Raw genomic sequence first — 23,282 nt, forward strand, 5'->3', positions numbered from 1 at the left:
ACCCGCCTCGCCTCTTCCGGTTTCACCGGAATGCGCATGTTTGGCGGGTTTTCTGTTTTATAGCCCTATTTGGTCGCTATTGGATTAGGCGTAACGGGGCGGTTTGTTGATCTTAAGATGTTATTTGACTAACAGGATAATTCATTGAGATGGAATCTGGAGCGAAAGACCTGTATAGAAGGCATAATGGAAAACGGGGAAGTCATCAAAAAGGAGAAATTATCAGCCATCACCCAAATTCCGAGAGTTGAGTTTTTCTTGAAAGCCTACTATGATAACACTTATGAGGGCAAGTCAAATAAGATCCATTGGTACAGGTATGAAATAATTGATCGGGAAGGCAATTCGTTGCCTCTAAGAAAGGGAGACTTTGTAGTGAATTACATAGACACAGATCATGGATACTCTAATTTCTATGGTAGGAAGATATTGATCTATGATAACCGTAAGGGTGAGATTTATACCTACAAATCGAATACGAAAGGCCCCCGGTTTTTAAAAGAGGACCTGATCCCGCTTTTGGAGGAATTAGACAGGTATGGAAGTTGGGAAGCAAGGGAGTGTTTTTTAGAGAACTTAATCCTGAAAGAGAAGATTCAGAAACTGGAGCAGAAACTTGATAAAATGGAGTAGTCTGGAACTTCCAATAAGCTAAATGTCTTTAGAAGCGGACAGGTTGCCAGACTATTATATTGTAGAGCAAACGCACCAAAATTTGAATGTGATTGGAGCACGTTCGGAACATGTCGCGGAACACGTAAGAGCTGGTGGCGGCTGCCGAAATTGCATGTTCGACGGAGGAGTCCCGCAAATCGGCCGTGCCCTTGGTAGGCGGCACCTGGGCGCTCACCCTCGCCCGGCGCACTCCTTTCGCCGGGCGTGCTTGTTAGGTTGGTCTTAGGTTTCGAGCGTTGCCGGTGGGTTTAGCTTTGGGCAAATCTTCCATTTTCTTTTGCCTTGACGCAAAAGAAACAAAAAGTCAAGGCTATGCATCGTTCTTAACGGGAAAATCGCAGGCAGGCGACTCGCGCCTACAAACTCGCCTTTTTGCATGCTGGGTTGAGGTGGCGCAGGGAATAGCTTGATGTTATCTTTTCACGTTGATAGTGCATGTTGGCTCAAACAGTGTATTCACGCCACTGCATGGCCGTCGCCTGCCTGCGATTTTCCCTAAACGCTGCAATGCCGGGGCCAGGCTGTGGCTGCTGAGTGCGGTCCTGGATTTCGAGCGTTGCCGGTCGGTTTGGCGCTATTTTAGGTAATGAAAACGGGCCCGTAAGTGGCTGGCTTAAAGCAAAGAACAGACTAAATCGCCACGCCTGAGAGCCTTCATCGCCCGTTTTTATGAAAACTTAGTTTGGTGCGTTTGCCCTAAATATTTTGAGCTTTAGATTTTGAGGATATGTAGATAAAGCCTCATATAAAACAGATTTATGCACACAGCGCGGATGTTGAAGTTTAGATGGATTCTTGTATTGATCGTGCTACTCACTACTGTTTTCCAACGTGCAAATGCCCAAATCCGGTCTGAAGCTGACGTGATCAGCCGGATCGCCCGGCATTGGAATTGCCGGGAGGAAGTGTCTGTTCAGGGCGGGCGGGCAGACCTGGTCACCGCTACGCATGCCTTTGAAGTAGAGCGGGCCAGCAAATGGAAAAACAGCATTGGCCAATCTCTTTGGTACGGGCTGCAGCTCAATAAAAAGCCGGGCATCATTCTGATCATCGAAGACCGCAGCGACTACAAATATGGGATTATGCTGGGTTCAGCCCTTCAGTACGCTGGCCTTTCTGACAAAATTGATGTATATCATTATCCGGATGATCTCAACCTGTCGGGAAGTTCCGGCACATCCGGCCGTTCATCATCGAGCTACGGATCGTCCTACAAGTCTCCTTCCACTTCCACGGGTAGTTACTGGATCAGCTCAACCGGTAAGCGCCATAACAGGGGCTGCCGCTATTATCAAAACTGTAAGGGGCGGTCAGGGAGTAGCCGAGTGCGTATTCCGGTCCCATTGACCCCCCTATTCCGATTTGGTCTGACCCCCCTGTTCCGGTGTCATTGACCCCCTAAATGTGGAAAACATTCCGGTCTTACTGACCCCTCCAGTGTTAATAACATTCCGGAGTCACTGACCCCCATCTGCAAGGCGCGGGCGATGTTGGTTTTAATCCTTAATCTAGCCAAAAAAACGGCTGGATGAAGAGCAAAACCAAACGTATGGACGAGATACGCCAGATATTAGAGACTTACCATGCCTGTGGTTATTACAAGCGCACAGCCAGGCGCTTGCAGGTATCCAAAAACACCGTTAAAGGCTATGTACAACGTGCAGAGGCCATCTACGGCACTGTAGCCCAGGCCCTTGCCGTTGAAGATGAGGCGCTGCAAGAAGCGCTGTGCCAGCCTGCAGCTAAAGCGCGCCCTTTCCGGGAGCAGGCTTTTGACGCCCAGCTGGAGCATTGGTGCGCAGAGCTGAGGAAAGTGGGCGTCACCCGCTATCTGCTGTGGCAGGAATACCGGCGCTCGCACCCAGATGGCTATGGCTACACCCAGTTCTGCGAGCGGCTCAGGCGGCACCTGCAGGCCAAAGGCTTGTCGATGGCCCTTTCGCATAAGCCAGGCCATGCAGTGTACCTGGACTTTGCAGGGAAGACAATGCAGTGGGTGAGCCGGGAAGACGGGCAAGTGCACGATTGCCAGGTCTTGGTAGCGGTGCTGCCCTACAGCCAATATACTTTTGCTGTCGCGCTGCCCTCCCAAAAAGTGCTGGACTTAGCCCACGGCATCACTGAGGCCCTGCTTTTTTTTGGCGGCGTGCCGCAAGCCATCCTCTCGGACAACCTCAAGGCTTTTGTAACCCGCTCGGAGCGTTATGAGCCTGAGTTCAATGAGCTTTGCGTACAGCTTGCAGCCCATTATGGCTGCGGGCTTGAAGCTGCCCGCCCAGGCAAGCCAAAAGACAAAGCCAGCGTAGAGAATATGGTCAGCACGGTCTACAAGCGTGTTTATGCGCCGCTGCGCAACGATTCTTTCCATAGCCTCAGCGAGCTGAACTATGCTATCGCCCAGGCTGTGGCAGCGCACAACCGCCTGGCTTTCCAAAAGCGCCCGGGCTCCCGGCTGTCTTGCTTTGAGGCAGAGGAGAAGCCGCTATTACAGGCCCTGCCCAGCCACCGCTTCGAAGCCAAGAAGAGCGCCTCTGCAAAAGTCCAGCGCAACTACCATGTCTTCCTTGGCGAAGAGAAAAACTTTTACTCCGTGCCTTACCAGTACGTAGGCAAGCAAGCCCATGTCATCTACACCTCAAGGGCTGTAGAAGTCTTTGTGGGGCAAAAGCGCGTGGCTTCGCACCAGCGGCTGCCACCACACGGCACGTACCTCTACCAGACCCAGGAAGCCCACATGCCCCGCAGCCACAAGGAATGGCGCAAAGCCCAGGGCTATGACGCTGCCTACTTTGCAGAGCAGGCACAAAAGATAGGCCCGGCTACTGAATGGGCAATGGGGCAGGTGCTCCTCTCGCGTGCCCACCAGAGCCAGAGCTACAACTCCTGCCGGGGCATCCTGGCCCTGGGCAAAAAATACACCCCATTGAGGCTGGAAAGGGCTGCCGTGCGCTGCCGGGGCGCTGGCAAAGCATCCTATGGCATGCTCAAGAACATCCTCGAGCGCAAGCTTGACCAGCAGGCGCAGCAGCTGGATGCCTTCTCTCCCCCTGAGCATAGCAACATCCGCGGCCCAAAGGCTTATCAATAACATTTAATCCATTAAAATCAATAATCATGACCAATGCTTCTTTGACACTGATGCGGGAGCTTAAGCTTGCCGGCATGGCAGACGCCTACCAGGCTGTCCTTCAGCTCCCCATTAACAAACAGCTCCAGGGCGACGAGCTTGTCGCCCGCCTCATCGATGCCGAACAGCAGCACCGCCAGGCCAAGCGCATGAAAATGTATACACGCCTGAGCAAGCTGCGCTACCAGGCTAACATCCAGGACATCCAATGCTCGGAGCACCGCAACCTGCCCCGCGCAGCGCTTGCAAAGCTCAGCGAAAGGGCATGGATAGAGCGGGGCGAGAACCTCTTGATTACCGGGCCTACCGGCTGCGGGAAGTCTTTCCTGGCTTGCGCCCTGGGGCACCATGCCTGTTCCCTTGGGCTGCGCACGCTCTACTTCAATATGAACCGGCTCTGCGAGGAAATCACGCTGGCACAGGCTGACGGGTCCACCATCAAATGGCTCAACCGCTTAAAAAAAGCAAGGCTAATTATCCTGGACGACTTCGGCTTACAGCCCATCTCCCACAAAGTCAAGCTATTGCTGCTCCAGATACTAGAGGACCGCTACGAGCACAGCGCAACCCTGATCTGCTCGCAGCTGCCTGTGGCCAAATGGCACGAGTACTTTGATGAGCCTACTATCGCTGACGCTATCCTTGACAGGCTCGTGCACAGGGCACACCGGGTAGAACTGCGGGGCGAAAGCTTGAGGAAATCAACAAATAACCTATCTTCGTAACTAACTTACCAACATCCCCGCCCAGAGCAAAAGTGCTCAGTTATCAACAGGTCTTTGATCCTGACAAGCAGCGCTTCGTCAGTGGGGGTCAATGAGACCGGATAGAGGGGGTCAGTGACTCCGGAATATGCAGCCGAGAGGGCGTAGCCTGCAAAATTTGTGGGGGGTAGCCTCCGGGAACTGCCGAACCCTTATCGATGTTGGTCTGGACATGAACACTTACCCTGATATTCCCAGCTTCTTTGCAGAGCAGGGCCCGGAGCCTATCGAACGCTTTGTGAGCCTGAATCTGGACCTTTCCCAACGGATTTATACCCTTCTGCAGGAGCGGAGCTGGTCGGAAAGTGATCTTGCCCGGGCATTGAGCATAACCGAAGCAGAGGTCAGCCTTCGGCTGGGCGGCACTTATGACTGGCGGCTTCGGGAGGTGGTGGAATTGGAGGTGGTGTTGGGCGAAAGGTTGATTATACTAGCTGAATAGGTTTAGCCCGGATTATTCACGGCAAGGCATAAAAAAAGGGTATAAGTTCTTATATTAGAGTTGCTTAGGCTTCAAAAAATATAAAAACTCCATACCCAAAAATGAGTAATAAAAATACGGCTTTTTATCAGAATAAAAAACAATACACCTTCGATTTTTCGGGCCAGGAAACCAGCTCAGATGGAGGCTTTAGCCTTCTGTACAAACTGGCGAGAAGATCAAAATTGATCAAAGCGTTCAGTGAGCAGGTCCCCGACCGGCGCGACCCTGAGCTGATCACTTACAGTGTTGAAGAGCTGATAATGCAACGGGTAATGCTGCTGGCTTGCGGTTACGAAGATTGTAATGATGTAGATTACCTCAAGGAAGACCCCTTGCTGAAAGCTCTAATGGATAACGGCTTTTGTTTTCAACCAACGCTGAGCCGCCTGGAAAACAGCCTGAACATGGGCGCCGTGTACCGGCTGGCTGAGTGGTGGGTTGACCGGTATGTGGCTAGTTTGCCCACTGATAAAGAGTATGTGATCATTGATGTGGATTGTACCGACGACCCTACCCATGGAGATCAGCAGGGCAGTTTGTTTCACGGCTACTACTGGCAGTGGATGCTCAATGAGCTGTTTTATATAGATGGGGAAACGGGGCAAATCATCCTGCCGGTATTGCGCCCCGGCAACGTACACTCCAATAAATGGAATGACAGGTTTTTGCGGGTAATCGCCAGGAAAATCCGCCAGCGCTTTGGGGATATTCAAATCATCGTCCGGGCTGATGGCGGCTTTTCCTGCCCTGGTTTTTATGAGGTAGTGGAGGAGCAAGACCTTGATTTTTGCATTGGCCTTACATCTAACCCCCGCCTGAAAGCGGCGGTCCGGAAATCTTATGACTGGGTCAATAAGCACTATGGGCAAAAGGGGGCCCGGCATCAAAAGTTTGTAGGGCCCTTCAGTTACCAGGCTGATTCCTGGGATAACCCTCAGCAAGTATATGCCAAAATTGAATCGACGGGCAAAGGCATGAATCTGCGTTTTATCGTTAGCAACTTTGCCGACGACGATGCCGAAGAGCTATACAAAGATTTTTATGTGCAACGCGGAGAGGCCTCTGAAAACCGGATCAAGGAAGTGAAGAACATGTGTTTTTCAGACCGGCTCAGTTGCCATCGTTTCAGTGCCAACTTCTTCCGGCTAATGCTGTCGTGCCTGGCTTATGAGTTGTTGCGCAATTTACGGGGACTGATCCGGAAAACGGCTCATGCCAAAGCCTGGGCCTGGTCGGTACAGTCTATCCGGCTATATCTGCTAAAAGTAGCTGCCCAGGTTCATGAAACGGTTCGCAGGATACACATTCGTTTTTCGCGAGCCTTTTCCCAACAGAACCTGTTCCGAGAAGTGATGATGCAGTGTTAGTGGCTCGCCAGCCAGGTGTCAACAAGGAGGGGGTTTTTTCTACAGGGGGCAAGCCCTGGAGGGAAGGCTATGCCCTTGGCTCATCATTTTCGGCTTTTTTCCGGCAAAATGAGAAAAAATTCTTGGCGAAGAAAAATTAATTCTATTCCGACCGGGAGCCAAGGAGTAGTTTTGATAAAATCAGCGCGGCATGGAGTTAAAATTTAATTTCAACTCCATGCCGTGAATAATCCGGGTTAGGTAAGGCTACGCTTTGACCATCGGTATTTTGAAATTTCAGGCAAAGACATCAAGAGCACGTTGGTGTCAAGGACAACTTTCATGATCAGTTATACTTTGTCCGCATATGTTCCTTTGACCACTCTTCAATTTTTTCAGCTCCCCATCCTTTAGCTTCAAATAACTGATCAATGTCATGGGTTACTTTTTCCGCAAAGTAATCTGCCAGAAGTGCCCTAATCTCTTTTAGTTGCGTTTCACTCAAGTCGTATTTAAAGACTTCGAGCAGTTCTATTTGGAGGTTTGTCAATTTTTTTGCTGCGCCCATGGTCTGATTTTTGTTAAAAATACTCAGAAATCGGATGTTGATCAATCCTTCTTTAGCACATAGATTAGGACAAACGCATTTTGGGCGGTTTTTCTGTTTTTATGGGAGACTGGGCACCCTGAAATTAATTTTAGTTATTTTTGTGGCTATATTTGTAAGGTATTTACAAAATAGAGTCAAAAAATGATCCTGAATTTCAGTTTGCAAAACTTTGGGCCCGTCGGGGAAGAGCAGGTGCTTACCTTTGAGGCAGATAAATCAGACCACCTGGAAGATCACTACGTCATCCAAGCGGGCGGGTACCGGGTGCTCAAATTGGGATTAATATACGGGGCGAATGCTTCGGGTAAAACGACGATTTTAAAGGCTTTGCACTTTTTGCGCAAGCTGGTTTTAGAGCCCGAGGACAAAAAGACCGGCGAACTGGAATTTACCCCCTTCCTTTTTGATGAAGAAAGCCAAAAGCAGCCTGCCCGGTTGTCCATTGATTTCATTCATAATGAGGTCCGGTACGACTATGCGGTGGAATTTAACAGCAGCGCTATTGTCAGTGAGCGGCTGGACTTCTACGCGCCTAAGAAAGCCAATGTCTTCAAACGGAAAACGGACCTGGAGCATCAGTTTACAGAGATCACCTTTGGCAGCAAAATCAAAACCAATGCAGCGCTGAGAAAAGCGTTGGAATCCAACACCCTTTGGAACAATACAGTGCTGGGAGGCTTTCTGAAGATCAATGCTAAACTTCACGAGTTAAGCGAAGCCGTAGCGTGGTTTGAGGAGTATCTGATGCCTATGGTCTACACTAAAACCGAGCTGGATGACTTCGTTACCGCAAGGATTAAGGAGGGATCAATTGACAAGGCAACGGTCGTCAGCATCCTGAAGAAAGCGGATTTCAATGTATCAGACATTCTGTTTGAAGATAAAGAATTGCCGATTCCGGATGGTTTGATCGACTTTCTGGAAAGCCAGATGAAAGAGCTGTCAAGCGGCACCGCTAAGACACTGAGGGAAAAAGGCAAGATCACCTCAGTTGATGTTGAGCTGCAGCATACGGTAGGAGGGGCGCAGTTCCGTCTCCCCTTCGAGATGGAATCAGAAGGGACCAAACGGTACTATGGTTTCGCCGGTCTGCTGGCGTTGCTGCTCAAAGACGAGCATATTATCCTAATTGATGAGTTGGAGTCCTCTCTGCACCCGGACTTGTACCTGCATTTCATCCTGTCTTTTTTGATCAATGCTGAAAAATCACAGCTGCTGGCCACCACCCACTACCGGGAGTTGTTGGATAACCGGGATATTTTCCGAAACGACGCCATCTGGTTTACGAATAAATCGGAAGCCGGGGCTACCGAGCTCTATTCTCTGGCAGATTTTGACACCTCTGTGGTACGGGACACTTCGAATGTGCTGAATGCTTATAAAAGTGGGCGATTGAGAGCTGTGCCTAATTTGGGAGATTACTACATTGAGCTAAATTAGGGATACGAGCAGGCGTAGAAGAAAGAATATAAAGGCAATCGTTTAGATATCGGTTGGTGGGCAATATCTAATTGCACGGGGCTAAGGTTTTCCCTATTTTCCTTAGCTTAGCACGGACTACAAAACCCGTGCATGAATAAAATAGAGCATTCCCTTAAGCAGATTTTCGAAAAGGAGGATATTGTCCTTTGGTATGGCGGCAAAGAAGCCGTGGAAATGGAGTCCGAGTTCAATACAGTCGTGCTGCCTGAGGTCAATAAAATTAAGGTAGAGCACGATGAATTCCGGATCAAATACCTGGTCCTCAGAAAAGCGCCTAAGGAAAAATTCCTGCTTTTCTTTCCCTATGCCCGTCCGGAAAATGAGCACAACTGGCTCCTGGACCTTTGCCTGGCCAACCATGTCTTCACTACGGATGCCTCGGCTATGTATCTGCAGGAACTGGGGCTGGATATGGCATTCAAGCCATTGGTGTCTAAGCATATTGCATTCTTTCAGGCCAAAGACCGGCGGGCAGCGCTGCAGCGGTTGACCCGACCGGCGGAGGAAACGCCGCAGCGTTATGCTCAAAAAATCATCGCTGCTACCCTGGGGACCCCTCCTGAGGCGGAAGCTATGCTGCTGGAGTTGTTGTCAGAAGCCGCAGGGGGGCAGGAACAGCCCGGCTTTCAGGATTTGGAGAAATATGCATTATTGCCGCCGCTTTGGGAGGCGCTGCGCCGCCGCTTCGGTTATCAGCAGGAGTCGCCTTCCATACTGGATGTTGCCAAAGCCCTGTTTCAGACAGAAACAAGCCCCCTGTTGGAGCGCGAAACGCCAAGGCTGAATAATGACGCCCTGGTATTCATGAAGCGCTGGAAGGACAGTGCCTCCAAAAAAGAAGCCTTTGAGTGGTTCTCCCGCCGGTTTGCGGAAGAGTGGCGTGTACAGGACTGGGTTATGGACAGCCCTGTACAAGACCTGCTCGATTACGATACTTATGAAGCCTTCGATCAGCATATACTCCGGCAGATAAGGGACAACCTCCTTAGTGATCAGCCCGACTACAAAAAAATGCTGGTGTATATCAACCGCCGCCGGTTCACCTACTGGGCGGAAACGTATGAGGCGCACTACAAGGCGCTGGAGCACGCTATTCTGTTCCTGCAGGATCAGGATAAATTAGACCTGCATTTCGATGACGCCCCGGATGCTGCACAGCGGTACAGCAAGCAGCTGTATCAAATCGATATGCGCTACCGCAACTTCATCCTGAGCTTTCAGCAGGCGGGGGAACAGGGGCTGCTCCTGGAGTTGCAGGAAAAGATTGAGCGCTTGTACACCAATCGCTTCCTGCTCAGGCTGGGTGACCGCTGGCAGGAAGCCCTGGGCAATGCCGCCGGGTTGAAGCGGATCGGTATTCGGCAGCAGCGGCAGTTCTGGAAAGAGGCGGTACAGCCCTTTCTGGACCGCGATAACCGAATCTTTGTCATCATCTCAGATGCCCTGCGCTACGAATCAGGGGCAGAATTAACGGACCGGCTGATGCAAGTGAGCCGGTTTGAGGCTAGCCTGGAGCCCATGGTAGCGGCAGCACCGACCTATACTCAATTGGGGATGGCTGCGCTATTGCCTCATGAAAAGCTGGAGCTGAAGCCGGACGGGGTGGTGTGGGCAGATGGCGTGAGCACACAGGGCACCCGCAACCGGGATAAAATACTGAAGCAGGCAGCACAAGGGAAAGCAATTGCCATTACAGCAGCAGATTTCAAGAAAGCCGCATCCCCTTCTCACACCGGACGCAAATGGGTAGCGCCCTATCAGGTTGTGTACATTTATTCCAACACCATCGATAAGGCGGGCGAACAGGAGGAAGAAAAAGTCTTCCGCCGCACAGAGGAGGAGTTTGAGCATATCATTGAGCTGCTCACTAAAATTGCGAATATCAATGGTAATAATGTCCTGATCACGGCCGATCATGGATATCTGTATCAGTACACCCCCATCGCGGAGAGCGACTTTTCCAACGTGAAGGTGCAAGGGGATATCCATAAGCAGGACCGCCGCTTTGTATTAGGGCAGGGATTATCGGCGGAGAAAGGCGTTACGCTATCGGCTGCTGCCGAGTTAGAGCTGGACGGGAATCTCGAAGTGGCCTTTTCCAATTCCGTCAACCGCATGCGGCAGTCTGGTTCCGGCAGCCGGTACGTCCACGGAGGGCTAAGTTTACAGGAGTGCCTGGTGCCTTTGATCCATTTCAAAAAGACGCGGAACAAGGCAGACGAAATCAGAGGTGTGGATGTGGAACTCATCAAAACGGTGAGCCGCATTACCACCTACCAGGTTGTACTCTCTTTCTATCAAACGCAGCCTGTAGGCGGCAAGGCCCGTCCACGCACTTTAAGGATTAGTTTTGTAGCGCCTTCCGGAAAGCTGATCTCCGATGCACATCAAGTTGTTTTCGGCAGCACGGCCACAGAAGAGCGTTTAAGGGAGCAGAAACTGACGTTCCAGTTCACCCAGGAAGCGGAGCAGTTCCAAAATCAGGAAGTTTACCTCCGGATGGAAGACGAGTCGGGCAGCCGTTACCAGGAGTACGCCTTCACCATGCTGATCGCTTTTGACAAAGACTTTGATGAATTTGACCTATGATACCTACACTAGACGAAAAGATTAACGAGCATTTTCCCGGGCGTGTGGTACGCAAAGACCTTACCGCTAAAGTCAAAGGCAATGCTGTGGTCCCGACTTACGTATTGGAATACCTGCTGGGGCAGTACTGCGCTACAGACGATGAAGCCTCCATTGAAAAGGGCGTCGAAAATGTGCGCAAGATCATCAACCGGCACTATGTGCACCGGGAGGAAGCCGAGCTGGTCAAGTCCACCATCCGGGATAAAGGCAATTACCGGATTATTGACCGCATCACCGTGGCACTCAATGATCGCCGGGATGTGCACGAGGCCTCCTTTACCAATCTGGGGCTCCGCAAAGTGGTCATATCAGACGACTGGGTGCGAAAGTTCCCAAAGCTGCTCACCGGTGGCGTATGGTGCCTGATCGATATGGCTTACTTCCCCTCCGATGAGCGGGATGCTACGCCCTGGCTGATTGAAAAAGTCAAGCCAATACAGTTGTCCAATTTTGACTTTGAGCAATACAAGCAGCAAAGAGCCCGGTTTACAACGGAAGAGTGGGCTGATTTTCTGATGCAAAGCATTGGTTTTAACCCGGAACACTTCGGGCAACGCAATAAGCTGCTGCAGCTCACCCGGCTGATCCCTTTCTGCGAGCGCAACTACAACCTCATAGAGCTGGGGCCGAAGGGAACGGGCAAGTCCCATATTTTCTCAGAGTTTTCGCCTCACGGCATGCTGATTTCCGGAGGCGAAGTCACAGCCGCTAAGCTGTTTGTCAACAACAGCACCGGCCAGATTGGCTTGGTCGGTTACTGGGATTCCGTTGCCTTCGATGAGTTTGCCGGCCCGGACAAGCGCATCCCCAAAGGATTGGTGGATATCATGAAAAACTATATGGCCAATCAGAGTTTCAGCCGGGGCAGGGAGTCAATGGGGGCAGAGGCTTCCATGTCTTTCATAGGCAATACCAAGCGGTCGGTGGCATACATGCTCAAGCATTCTGATTTGTTCGAGCAGTTACCCCCGGCCTATTACGATACGGCCTTTCTGGATCGCCTGCACAGTTATCTGCCCGGCTGGGAAGTGGAAATTATCCGGGGAGAGATGTTTACCCAGGGCTTTGGGTTTGTGGTGGATTACTTAGCTGAGGTGTTGCGGTACATGCGTACGCTGGACTACTCAGATGCTTACAATGCTTACTTCAAATTAGACGACACCATCACCACCCGTGACAAGGTAGCCATCCAAAAGACCTTTAGCGGACTCATGAAAGTATTGTACCCGCACCAGTCGTGTACAAAAGAAGAGGTCAGAGCGCTGTTGGAGTTTGCCATCGAGAGCCGCCGCCGCGTCAAGTTACAGCTCATGAAGATGGACGAGACCTTCCGGGAGCGGGAGGTACGGTTTGCTTATAAGGACCTGGAGACCGGCAAGCGGGTGGAAGTATTCACCCTGGAAGAGCTTCAGTATAATTTAGTGCGCCAGATGTCCGAAGAGGAAGAAGAAACCACCACGGCTGAAGACCAGGCTACTCCAGGCAAGGCACCCTCAGCCCCTGAGCCCGAGGAGCAGCACATCGTGATCAAGGAAAACCAGAAAGGCATTAGTTATCAGCGGCTCTTTGCACCCTATCTCAAAGGCGCCACCGAAATACACCTGATCGACCCTTACCTCCGCAAATTCCACCAGGTCAAAAAACTAATGGAGTTTTGCCAAATGCTATACCGGATCAAGCCGGTCGGCGATGAAATCCGGCTAAAGGTATTCACCAACGCCGAGTCAGGGGAGAAACAGGAAGCGGACAGCCTCCTCATACAAGTCCAGACTAATCTTCAGGGCACCGGTATCGATATGGACTATGAGATCGAACCACAGGGCACCCAGCACGCCCGCTCCATAGAAACGGACACCGGTTGGAAAATCCTGCTTGACCGCGGGCTGGACATCTTCCAGCGCTACGACTACAAGGACGCTTTCAACTTGGCGAATGCACTACAGGAGGAGCGGATGTGTAAGGGGTTTGAGGTGACTTATGTGCGGGTGTAGGATTTAAGTGTAGAAATTAGGTCGTTACGCTTAACCCTTATGTGTTAGAGATAATACTTTTGGAAAAAAACAAGTATTTTGGCTATAAAACAGCACAAACAGCCCTTTAAAAAAGTAACCCATTACGGCGTAGGTCAAAAAGGAGGCACTGCAAAAATAGAGCGAACAGATCAGGGCTATCCGTAAGGCGTTTTTTCAAGAATTTTAGAGGGCACCCGGGATGACAAAGGGTATATAACGAAGTTTAGAATCCTGAACGAAAAGGGAGATGCTGCCTTTCTCGAGGTTGGGCATGCAAAGTGTTTACAACTGGAAGGGCGATATAGTCACCCCGGGGTAGGCGTATTGGTCGTTCGGGTAATGGACCCAAGAGGGGTCATCAAACAAACAAGGATCAAAACCGGAGGTTATCAATGGGGGTATGAATTAAAAGGGCTCATAGAGTTGTACTTGCTTATGAAGGAACTGAATGATCTGGGAAGCTGGGATAAATATCAGGATTTGACAAAAATTAATTCACTGAACTCTCAAATAGAACGCCTTAAGAGAAGTAATAAGGAGCTCACCGATCGTATTACTGCGTTGCGAGACAAACTAAATAGGGTCTACCCTGAAAATTACTTTCGGGAACCCCGATCAGAACAAAATTTGGTTGCTTTGACCTTGTTGTCAAGGCTGGCTGGAGATTTTTTTGGCGCGGCTGTACCATTTGTGGGGCCGGGCATTGCCTTTTGGCTGTTTTTTCATGTCAGCGTCCAAGAGGTTGAGTGCATCCTCAGGCTACTTCCTTAGAATGCAGGTTATCTTGTCCAGCTTTGGCTTGATTCTACTGTTGCCCTAGGCTGCGCGGGCTTTCCTGCTGCGGCTGAGCTTTTTATGCTTGCGCCTTGCCACCTTCATCGCATTAGCCGTCATCATCCCAAAGAAGATCCATATTGTTTCGGTATGCTCATTGCGGGCTTTGATCTTGCGCAAGCCGTAGTGGTTTTTGTCATTGCCATAGCTCCCTTCCAGTTCTGTAGACCGCGCTTTGCCAAGCTGCGCCCGCTGCTGGTCTTCTTCCTTGCGCAGCTGCGCATCCGATGTGCGGCGGCCTTTAGGCTTGAAGCTTGTGCTGATGCCCTCTTCCGAGCAGTACGAGCGGTTGCTGTTCGTGGCATATATTGCGTCTGCAGCCAGCCTGTCCAATTGCCCAAAATGCTTGCGGTGGAAGGCAATGGCTTCTTTGAGCCTAACCCCTTCATGGAAAGCTTCGAAGCTGAAGTGCTCTATGAAGTTCAGCCCGCCGGCCTGCCAGGTGTTTACCTTGGCACCGAACTCTGTGCGGCTGTTCTCCTTGCCCCGCACGATCGGCCGGATGTATGGCTTGTGCAGGCTTACGATCCGATCAGGTACAGGCTCGCCAGGGTTGTCATAGTGCCACTGCTGCTGGGCATAGACCTGAGCAATTGTGCCGTAGCGCTCCATGACAGCCTCATCGCACAGCTCCCGCTGGCCCGCCGCACGGTACTGCTCAAAGAGCATAGCCAGCTGCCCCAGCAGTTTAGCGCACAAGTGCAGCAGCTGCCGACGGCGCCGGCGCTCTAGCTCATAGGGCTTGCGCCGGCGGCGCGAATAAGCCATTTGCTTTTTGCGCTGTTCGTTATACTTGCTGCGCGGGCGGGGCTGCCCCAGCTCCTTCGATATCAGGGCAATGCGCTCATGCAGCCATTCAGCGCTCTGCCATAGCAGTTTTACGTCTGTCGGGTAGCGGATGTAGGATTCATAACAAGTCGCGTCGCACATGCCACGGCTCAGGTCGCCCATCCAGGGCTGCCAATGCCTGCCCAGTATTGGCTGTGCCTGTTCTATGGTGAGGTGTTTAGCCACGTAGCTGCGGGCTTTCCAGATAATGTCTTTGTCCTTGATCCATTCGCTCTTGCCAAGGCGGATGCCACAAAACAGCTGCATCGACCAGTTTGTATTGATATGCTCCAGCAGCTTAGCGTCGCTGCAGCCTTCATAGGCCTTGAGGAATTGCAAGGCGACCTTGCCGTAATTGTCAAACCAAGGCTTGGCGCCTGTGCTATTTTGGGGCTCCGGCAGCAATACTGCCAGCTCAGCTATTGGCAGCGTGCTATGCAACTGCCCAAGGCGGGTGCGCTGAAAAACCAGGCTGTGGTGGATGTGCCCCAAATTGGAACGGAAAAATTGTAACTGCAAAACAAAATTGGGTTATATTGTGAACGCAAAACAAAGTTCGACCCGGAAAATACGCCTTTTTTGGCTTTTTCCGGGTTTTTCATGCCCTTTTTAATACTTCCACCCCTCTACAGTCTTGATGTGGCTTTAATTTCAGGGTATACCCTATATAAGTGTCAGCAAGGAACCGTGATATATAAATCGACGATTGCTAACCTCTTAAAGTTGGAAAATTGAAAAGACGATAAAGCAATAGAAATCTGTTAAAATGGAGGCTCCGTTAACAGACTTGGGTGGACAGGCGCACTAAATTCTAAATCTAATTTGGAAAACCTTTGCCTGTCAATGGAAGATCAATCAGAGTCAACACAGCTCCTTCCGCTTCCAACAGGGTCGCCTGACCCAGTATCTGTATCTCCACCAAAATCATAAGGATCTTCATTAGGTCCAAGATCATACACATATGGGTCCGCCCCTACGTCGGAGTCAGTACAGTTAACAGGATCAGAGAAACAGCCGGTCAGTGTAGTACTGCCAAGTGCTAATGCAAGCACTACTGTTCCTGCTTTTGAAAGTTGCTTGAGGCGATTTGCAGAATTATTCGCTCCATCATGCTCTTTTACAGTAGAAATATCTGCATCTACTAATGTGAATTTTTTCATTGCTAATGCCCATAACGGACAAACCTATGAAATTACCGGTCCACGGGCAATAACCTTCCGGGCCGCGGTCCGGGAGATTGAAGCAGCTACCGGCAAGTCCATCGTTTACCGGGCGGTTTCCCTACAGGACTATAAGGCATCGATGGAGGCTGCGGGCCTGCCCGGCGACTACGTGTGGCTGATCGACTACCTTTTCCGCGAAGTGCTCAGTGTACCGGCCAATCAGGACGTCACCCGCGATGTGGAGCGCGTGCTCGGGTGCCGGGCGACCGACTTTACCGCTTATGCGCAAAAAACTGCGGCAAGTGGGATTTGGGGGGAAACTGTCCCACAATCGGTTTAATACGTGGAAATGCAAGGCTGAAGGGTTATTTTCAGCCTTGCCAACCAACTCCTTATCCTTATGGACCAGCCTGTTTTCCGAAGCGCAACCCGCATAGACGTAGCCGCCATCGTCCGTCTGCTTGCCGATGATAAACTTGGGCAGCAACGCGAAGACTATCGTGACCCCTTGCCGGAAGCTTATTATGAAGCCTTCAATCGTATCGATCGGGACCCCAATCAGGAGCTTGTGGTAGTGGAGCTTAATGAGCAGGTTATCGGCACACTACAGTTGTCGTTTATTCCTTATCTGACCTATCAGGGAGGGATTCGCGCCCAGATCGAGGCGGTCAGGATTCATAAAGACCACCGGGGAGCAGGCCTGGGCAAAACCATGATGAAATGGGCGATAGAGCGGGCCCGTGCAAAAGGAGCCCACGTCCTGCAGCTGACTACCGATAAGAAACGGCCGGATGCCCTGCTGTTTTATGAGCGCCTGGGTTTTGTGGCTTCTCATGAGGGGATGAAATTTCATTTGTACTAGGTTATGGGTGCATCCGTATTCATTCAAAAGGCTACTTTGACCGCTGTGGGGCTTACCGTTCCTTAATTACGAGGTAGATGGTGTAGCCCTGATGCCCCCCAACCATCAAAAGCTGCTCCGCCTGGGAACTGCCTAATCAGGGTACCGATCCGATGCGTACCGGTACTGATGGTAGCCCTGCCCAAGGTGGTCTCCGACAATATTGAAGTAGCAGTCGCCTGATTCGCCAAAGGGAGTAATTACAAGAGGCGTATCGAGGGTAAGGTACTGAAGTGTAAACCCTTCGGGCAGCTGGGCATTCAGGTTGGGCGGCCCGCTTTCCGTAGCGTGCATAGCGTAGGCGTTTCCACGGTTATCGGATAGTTGGTACAGGTCTTTTTCGTACCGCAGGACCTGACATTTTTTGATCGTTTTCACAACAAGGTGCCCGGGCTCCGGCCTGAGGATATCCGTTTTGGAGGGTATGAAATCCACAGCAAGCGGCTTGGCAAGTTCCACCCAGGAATACCCTTTGAATTCCCGGAAAATCAGGCAATTCTCCCCTTCGCAATTCACCGGTGCGTTGGGCGACCGCAATAAAGCAGTTTGGTCGATCAGTACATGCCGGTCGATGTTTTTTGTCCAGGGATAACGGACTTTCATCTCACTCCACACTTCAGGCGGTATGGGCCTTGCACCTCCGCTGAGCAACACGACCTGTTCCTTCAGGTTGATCAGCTCTTTGGCAAGGCCAGGCTTTTTCCAATCAATATTTGCGGGAGCCTCTAAAGCGGGTGTGGTGGGGTAAGAGAGGTTGGCTTCTGTGGCAGAAGGCAGGCTACAGCTGCTGAGCAGGAAAAGGGTAGCCCAAAAGGTTAAGAACCGGTGAAATGCAATCATTGGGATAGTTCGTAAAGGTTAGGTGGTCTTCAAATTTTTTGTTTACATCTTACAGTAAAATTAAGCATACTTTTGGCATAGGTACGCAGTCCTGCCGATCTGAATTTTGATCTGCTTTCTCTCTGGTCAAAGATTAAACCCTACTCCTCTGGGAATGTCAAATGGCACAAATATCATCAAGCATGAAAGCAAGTGTATTTTACCTTTTTTTGTTCTGCTTTATGGAGGCTGCACATGCGCAAACCAGCTTTTGTCCCAATGACCCGCCCCTGAATCCATGGCTGGCAGATTCCCCCTATCCCATTTACCACAGGAACAGCTATGCGCAGGCCTCAACCTGCATTACAGGGGTATTGCCACAAGATAGTGTCGCCGTCCGAATGAGAAGAGATATTACGGGAGGTACCTCTCCATGGATCTATTTGTCCGAGGAGTACCCCGGCGGAGTCAGGACCATTCTCTACTCCAACTCAACGCATATTTTCAAATTCATTGATGATGGCACAGCACTGTTAGCGGTCGATAGCTTCCGGCTTGATTTCAATACCCTGACGTCGAATGGCTATAATCACCTGCTCAGCAAAAACAGGATTTGGTTCTCCTACGAACCCACCTATGATCCGGCAGATAACCGCTACTCCCGCTTATTTAAATTTTCTGATGCGGATACCACGGACCCGTATTCGCCAATTGTGGCGTTGGACACGCTGGACTTCGGAGACTATGGGATTAACCGGGTGAATATGTACAACCTTAATTACAATGGCGAAATTATCTGGTATTCAGAAGAAGACGAAGTCAACAACATAGCCTACGCTGGTGTCATTGACCAGGATTTCAATATGCTCGACACCTTGGTCTTTGCCCGCCTGCCTAATGAAAGGATCAACCACAATTCTATTTCCGTTGACGAGAATAACACCTTCTACATCGTCACTTCGCACCGCCTGATTGCATTTGAATGGGATGGTACGGAACTGGTCATCGGGTGGGAAGCCCCTTATGATTTTGTGCATGACGGACCGACCGGGAACTTCGCATACGGAAGCGGGACCACCCCCACCTTGATCGGCTGGGGAGCAGGGAATGACAAACTCGTCGTCGTTGCTGATGGCCATGCCAATAATAACTTAGTCGCTTTCTGGCGGGACCTCCCTGCCGGATGGACGGGGGTTCCGGGTATGCCGGTTCGTTTTGCCGACTCCATTGCCATTCCCAACGCACAGTCCTTTAGCAATTTATTTCAGTCGATTGAAAACTCCCCTACTGCGTATGGGTATGATGTCGCCATAGCCCAGTTTAATGGTTTTCTGGGTTATGATTGCAACAATTTCAAAGGGGTCTCGAAATTCAGATGGGATACTACCGCTAATGCATTCAATCTGGAGTGGACCAATAGCAGCGTCAATATGAACGGCGTGCTGGCCTATTCTTCTGGCAGCAACTTAGTCTACGGAACAGGGAAGGAAACGGACTGCATTTATTACTACTACGGATTGAACTGGGAGAATGGAGCCCTCGAACTGAGCATTCCGCTGGGGCCTGAAGAAGACTTTCCTGATGACCCACTCTACGATCAGGGCGTTAACCACGTTATTGATGAAGACGGCAGTATTTATTATTCGGGGTCAAGGTCATTGGTTAAGCTGCAGCGGTTCCCCCGATTGACTTCCGTCAAAGGGGCAGAACGGGCTGCACCGGAATTTATCGTTTATCCGAACCCGGCCGGGAACACGGCATGGGTTGACGGCATATCCCTGGAGGGAAATGCGTATCGGATATTCTCTGCTGAGGGGCGCTGCCTGAAGCAGGCCACAATCGTCAACCAGCGTATCGACTTGTCCGGAGTACCGGATGGATTGGTGTTTGTACAGTTGATTGTTGACGGGCAGTTCGTGACGAAAAAAATAATAAAGTCCCGTTAGGAGTAAGTCATACACTCTTTATTACATGAAATTTGCCCGGACAGCTCTGCCGCCGGAATCCGGATTTAAAAAATTTTGATTGCATCAGAGCCTGATGTCTCACAACAGCCCTTCCATCGACTGCTTCAGCACAGAGGCAGAATGGTGCAGCGCCTGTTGTTCCTCCTTGCTCAGGTTGGCTACGAGGACTTTCTCAATGCCGTCTTTGGAGACCAGGCAGGGCACGCTGAGGCAGATGTCATTTAAGCCGTACTCTCCCTTCAGCTTAACGGAAACGGTGAGTATGCTGTGGCTGTCGCGCAGAATGGCTTTCACAATGCGCACGAGGGCCTGCCCGACGGCAAAGTTGGTCGCGCCCTTGTAGTCGATAATGTGGTAGGCAGAGTTTTTGACCGCCTCGAAGATGCTGCGGCTACGTTCCGGCCAGTGCTCCTGCAGCCCGTTAGACTGTACATATTGTTGAATGGATACGCCGCCCAGGTTGGTCAGCGACCAGGCCGGGAATTCACTGTCGCCGTGCTCGCCAAGAATATAGGCATGCACGCTCTTGACATCCACCCCCATTTCCTGACTGATGAAGTAGCGGAACCGGGCACTGTCCAGTACGGTGCCGGAGCCAAAAATATGGCTGCGCGACCAACGCGAATGGTTGAGCGCCACCTGCGTCAGTACATCCACCGGATTGGTGACGATGACTACGATGGCGCGGGACTGCTGCTCAATGATGTCATCCATAATGCCCTCGATGATACTGGCGTTGCGCTTTAGTAAATCCAGACGGGTCTCGCCGGAGCGCTGGGCGCTGCCCGCTGTGATGACAATGACGTTCGCATCGCTGTAGTCAGTGGCATCTCCCACTTCAATGGATAAAGACGGGTAGAAAGGCAGCCCGTGAGAGAGGTCGGCCACTTGCCCCTCTGCCAGGTTCTGGTTTTGATCAATCAGAGAGATATTGCTGGCAGCACCACTTTGTGCCAGTGCGTAGGCAAAGGTAGCCCCAACGGCACCGGCACCAACGATAACAACCTTGCGGGGGGAAGATGGGGTAGGCATATACTTAGGTTTAGGTATAAGCAAACAAAACCAGGGAACGTCACTAATGTTCAGGTATGCTGCGCAAACATCGCTGGCCTGGACCCGGGGTTATAGTCAACTCCATCTGTGGCAGCCCGCTTTTTGCACAACCAAATACGATAGTATTACTGAATGCCCCTGGGGTAGTATGGCCTCTGTTACAATTCGACCTTGGCTTCCAGTCGGATATCTCTGGAAGAAGCGCCCACTCTGAGCTGATAAATGCCGTTTTGCAGTGTCCACTTCCGCTGTTGTTCATCCCAATACCGCAGATCTGCTACCGGGACATGGAACTTAAGCATAGTTGTTGCTCCGGGTTCCAGTTCCGGTGTTTTGGCGAAAGCCTTTAGCTCCTGCGGGGGGTGCTCTGTCCCGGATTCAGGGCGGGATACGTAAACCTGGACTACATCCTGCCCAGGCTGTGCACCAGTATTTTGCACTTCAACCGTCACAAGGATGGTGTCTGCCCCTGTTTCAACTTCCAGATTACTGTAGGCAAACTGAGTATATGAAAGCCCGTAGCCAAAAGGATAAGACACCTGGAGGCCCGCTTTGTCAAAGTGCCGGTAGCCAACAAAGATACCTTCTTCGTAGCGGGTGAAGTCCCGGTTGCGTACTTGTTCTGCTTTCGGCTTGATTGCTTCCCCCATCAGCAGGTTAAGGAAATTAATGGGCTCTCCCTCTAGCGGGAAATTGGCATTAGAGGCATGATCAGATAGCTGTACCGGGAAGGTCATCGGCAGCTTGCCACTTGGGTTAACCCTGCCACTCAGCACGTCAGCTGCGGCATGCCCGCCTTCCTGCCCGCCCTGCCAGGCCAGCAAAATAGCATCCGGTCGGCTTTTCCACGAGGCCGTCTCAATGACGCCACCTACATTAAGAACCACTATCAGGGGCTTATCAGCGGACTGGAAAGCGTTGCAGGCGCGTTCGAGGAGCGATTGCTCCTGGGCGGAAAGAAGGAAGTCGTCTTCTTCCACCCGGTCTCCCCCTTCACCACTGTTGCGCCCAATGGTGAGGATTCCAACATCGGCTTCTGCGGCTACTTTTTCTAGCTGGGTATCGGTGTAGTCTATTTCGGGTGGGTCATAAGGCTGCGTCATGGCCTGAAGGCCTTCTGGTTTGACAAACTCAGCGGTATGTGCTGCCTTGTGATCTTCAAACCACTGCCGGGCAGTGGCATTGATAGCAAAACCTGCTGCTTTCAGCCCGGCTTCCAATGCTACAGTATAGGCCTCATTGACATCGCCCGACCCCGTGCCGCCAGCGATAAAGTCATAGGAAGTTACCCCCAAAAGGGCAATTTCCTGTTCCTGTTGCAAAGGCAAGGCTCCTTCATTCCTGAGCAGGACCATACCTTCTGCTGCAGACCGTCTCGCAATGCTGGCGTGTGCTTCAAGGTCAGGGTTGTTTTGGTAAGCATAGCCTTCCATCTTCCGTGATTGCAGGATGAGTTTGAGTATGCGCCGGGCGGCGTTGTCTATGGCAGCCTGTGGCAGTTCACCATTTTCGTAGCCCCTTTGCAGGGCTTTCCATTGCTTTTTGGTGCCCGGCTCCAGCAAATCATTACCAGCCTTTATTTGAGCCACCGCATCGCGCCCGCCAAACCAGTCAGACATTACAATGCCTTCAAAGCCCCAGTCCTCCCGAAGTACATCGGTAAGCAAATAGGGGCTTTGGGAGGCGAAGGCGCCATTGACCTGGTTATAGGAAGACATAATCGTCCAGGGCTGGGCTTCCTTCACAATGATCTCAAAACCTTTCAGGTAGATTTCCCGAAGCGCACGCTCCGGTACGATGGCATTATTCAGGTGGCGGTCCGTCTCCTGATTGTTGGCGACAAAATGCTTGACTGAAGTGCCTATGCCGTTGGACTCAATACCGTTGACCATTGCCGCGCCCATTTTGCCGGTCAGTAGGGGGTCTTCAGCGTAATACTCAAAATTGCGCCCGCAAAATGGATGGCGGTGGATATTAGCTCCCGGTCCCAAAATCACATCAATGCCATATTCCAGTGCTTCATTGCCCATCGCCTCTCCTACACGATGCACCAGATCGGTATTCCAGGTGGAGGCCAGCATCGTAGCAATCGGAAATGCCGTACAGTAGTAAGTGCGGTCTTCTCCTTCGCGTACAGGCTGAATCCTCAAACCGGCAGGTCCGTCAGACAGGTAGAGGGTAGGAAGCCCCAGGCGCGGCGTCGGTACAATGGTGCCCACAGCGCCGGGAATGCCATCGCCTGCTTCGGTTAAACCAAGCCCGGATGCCATGCCTGACCCTTTGAGCAGATGGATCTTTTCCTCTGTAGTCATTTTGTCCAGGAGATCATCTGCCCGGGTCTCCAGCGGTAAACGATCATCTTCGTAGGGGTCGAGCTCCCCGTTGCTGTTGCGGTCCACGAAAGTATAGCCATTGACCGTAAGGGTGGACAGCGCTGCAAGCTCGGGATACTCCTGTTCGAAATACAGAAAGTTGGAACGAAGATAGAGCCACCCGCCCAGTGCTGCCATAAGCGCAAGCAGGAGCAGGCTACCCAGCCCGATCAATAGGATTTTGAGCCACTTTTTCATAATCATTCAGAAATTA

At 51.2% G+C, this 23,282-nt stretch carries 19 protein-coding genes; 13 read left to right on the top strand and 6 right to left on the bottom strand.

Going from position 1 to position 23,282, the window contains the following annotated elements; genetic code table 11:
- The first annotated feature begins 144 nt into the window (after positions 1-144).
- The 6 genes from IX84_RS10890 (at position 145) to IX84_RS10915 (ending at position 6,417) form a co-directional block, all read left to right on the top strand.
- Entirely contained in the window at positions 145-633 is a 489-nt protein-coding gene (locus IX84_RS10890; protein ID WP_152604995.1) for a hypothetical protein, read from the top strand.
- Between the two features lie 800 nt (positions 634-1,433).
- Positions 1,434-2,069, top strand: coding sequence for a hypothetical protein (locus IX84_RS10895; RefSeq protein WP_152604996.1), 636 nt, complete (start codon positions 1,434-1,436; stop codon positions 2,067-2,069).
- Between the two features lie 155 nt (positions 2,070-2,224).
- The gene (istA, locus tag IX84_RS10900) at positions 2,225-3,763 is read left to right on the top strand and encodes an IS21 family transposase (RefSeq protein ID WP_160213725.1); all 1,539 of its coding nucleotides are present in this window, start codon (positions 2,225-2,227) and stop codon (positions 3,761-3,763) included.
- 26 nt (positions 3,764-3,789) lie between these two features.
- Positions 3,790-4,527: an IS21-like element helper ATPase IstB gene (gene istB, locus IX84_RS10905; RefSeq protein ID WP_044220117.1), complete on the top strand. Its 738-nt coding sequence runs from the start codon at positions 3,790-3,792 to the stop codon at positions 4,525-4,527.
- Between the two features lie 211 nt (positions 4,528-4,738).
- Positions 4,739-5,008, top strand: a complete 270-nt coding sequence (locus IX84_RS10910) for a hypothetical protein (RefSeq protein WP_152604997.1) — start codon at positions 4,739-4,741, stop codon at positions 5,006-5,008.
- Positions 5,009-5,109: 101 nt separating this feature from the next.
- Positions 5,110-6,417, top strand: a complete 1,308-nt coding sequence (locus IX84_RS10915; protein ID WP_044220123.1) for an IS1380 family transposase — start codon at positions 5,110-5,112, stop codon at positions 6,415-6,417.
- 325 nt (positions 6,418-6,742) lie between these two features.
- On the opposite strand, the gene IX84_RS10920 is transcribed toward IX84_RS10915, so the two are convergent.
- Positions 6,743-6,964: a hypothetical protein gene (locus tag IX84_RS10920; protein ID WP_044220127.1), complete on the bottom strand. Its 222-nt coding sequence runs from the start codon at positions 6,962-6,964 to the stop codon at positions 6,743-6,745.
- A gap of 183 nt (positions 6,965-7,147) precedes the next feature.
- Here IX84_RS10920 and IX84_RS10925 point away from each other — a divergent pair, with 183 nt between their 5' ends.
- The 4 genes from IX84_RS10925 (at position 7,148) to IX84_RS10940 (ending at position 13,902) form a co-directional block, all read left to right on the top strand.
- On the top strand, positions 7,148-8,446 hold the full coding sequence (locus IX84_RS10925; RefSeq protein WP_044220128.1) for an AAA family ATPase: 1,299 nt from the start codon (positions 7,148-7,150) through the stop codon (positions 8,444-8,446).
- Between the two features lie 132 nt (positions 8,447-8,578).
- Positions 8,579-11,077 (top strand): BREX-1 system phosphatase PglZ type A, encoded by a 2,499-nt coding sequence (pglZ, locus tag IX84_RS10930; RefSeq protein ID WP_044220130.1) that lies wholly within the window; start codon positions 8,579-8,581, stop codon positions 11,075-11,077.
- Positions 11,077-13,110 (top strand): BREX system Lon protease-like protein BrxL, encoded by a 2,034-nt coding sequence (gene brxL / locus IX84_RS10935; RefSeq protein ID WP_152605006.1) that lies wholly within the window; start codon positions 11,077-11,079, stop codon positions 13,108-13,110. The genes pglZ and brxL overlap by 1 nt, the downstream gene beginning before the upstream one ends.
- Positions 13,111-13,566: 456 nt before the next feature.
- Positions 13,567-13,902 carry a hypothetical protein gene (locus tag IX84_RS10940; RefSeq protein ID WP_152604998.1) on the top strand — a complete coding sequence of 112 codons (336 nt, stop codon included), beginning with the start codon at positions 13,567-13,569 and terminating at the stop codon, positions 13,900-13,902.
- Positions 13,903-13,947: 45 nt separating this feature from the next.
- Here IX84_RS10940 and IX84_RS10945 read toward each other — a convergent pair whose 3' ends face one another.
- The gene (locus tag IX84_RS10945) at positions 13,948-15,312 is read right to left on the bottom strand and encodes a transposase (protein WP_052515948.1); all 1,365 of its coding nucleotides are present in this window, start codon (positions 15,310-15,312) and stop codon (positions 13,948-13,950) included.
- Between the two features lie 332 nt (positions 15,313-15,644).
- Positions 15,645-15,953: a hypothetical protein gene (locus IX84_RS32870; RefSeq protein WP_152604999.1), complete on the bottom strand. Its 309-nt coding sequence runs from the start codon at positions 15,951-15,953 to the stop codon at positions 15,645-15,647.
- Between IX84_RS32870 and IX84_RS10950 the strand changes: the two genes are divergently transcribed.
- Entirely contained in the window at positions 15,940-16,296 is a 357-nt protein-coding gene (locus IX84_RS10950) for a Rossmann-fold NAD(P)-binding domain-containing protein (RefSeq protein ID WP_052515949.1), read from the top strand. The genes IX84_RS32870 and IX84_RS10950 overlap by 14 nt on opposite strands.
- A 60-nt stretch (positions 16,297-16,356) precedes the next feature.
- Positions 16,357-16,818 carry a GNAT family N-acetyltransferase gene (locus IX84_RS10955; protein WP_044220140.1) on the top strand — a complete coding sequence of 154 codons (462 nt, stop codon included), beginning with the start codon at positions 16,357-16,359 and terminating at the stop codon, positions 16,816-16,818.
- Positions 16,819-16,950: 132 nt separating this feature from the next.
- On the opposite strand, the gene IX84_RS10960 is transcribed toward IX84_RS10955, so the two are convergent.
- Positions 16,951-17,697, bottom strand: a complete 747-nt coding sequence (locus IX84_RS10960) for a hypothetical protein (protein ID WP_044220143.1) — start codon at positions 17,695-17,697, stop codon at positions 16,951-16,953.
- A gap of 182 nt (positions 17,698-17,879) precedes the next feature.
- Here IX84_RS10960 and IX84_RS10965 point away from each other — a divergent pair, with 182 nt between their 5' ends.
- Positions 17,880-19,622: a T9SS type A sorting domain-containing protein gene (locus IX84_RS10965; RefSeq protein ID WP_044220145.1), complete on the top strand. Its 1,743-nt coding sequence runs from the start codon at positions 17,880-17,882 to the stop codon at positions 19,620-19,622.
- Between the two features lie 99 nt (positions 19,623-19,721).
- Here IX84_RS10965 and IX84_RS10970 read toward each other — a convergent pair whose 3' ends face one another.
- On the bottom strand, positions 19,722-20,675 hold the full coding sequence (locus tag IX84_RS10970) for an L-lactate dehydrogenase (RefSeq protein ID WP_044220150.1): 954 nt from the start codon (positions 20,673-20,675) through the stop codon (positions 19,722-19,724).
- A gap of 179 nt (positions 20,676-20,854) precedes the next feature.
- Positions 20,855-23,266 carry a glycoside hydrolase family 3 N-terminal domain-containing protein gene (locus tag IX84_RS10975; protein ID WP_052515953.1) on the bottom strand — a complete coding sequence of 804 codons (2,412 nt, stop codon included), beginning with the start codon at positions 23,264-23,266 and terminating at the stop codon, positions 20,855-20,857.
- Between the last annotated feature and the right edge of the window lie 16 nt (positions 23,267-23,282).

The sequence above is a fragment of the Phaeodactylibacter xiamenensis genome, assembly GCF_000759025.1.
In the GTDB taxonomy this organism is placed as follows: Bacteria; Bacteroidota; Bacteroidia; order Chitinophagales; family Saprospiraceae; genus Phaeodactylibacter; species Phaeodactylibacter xiamenensis.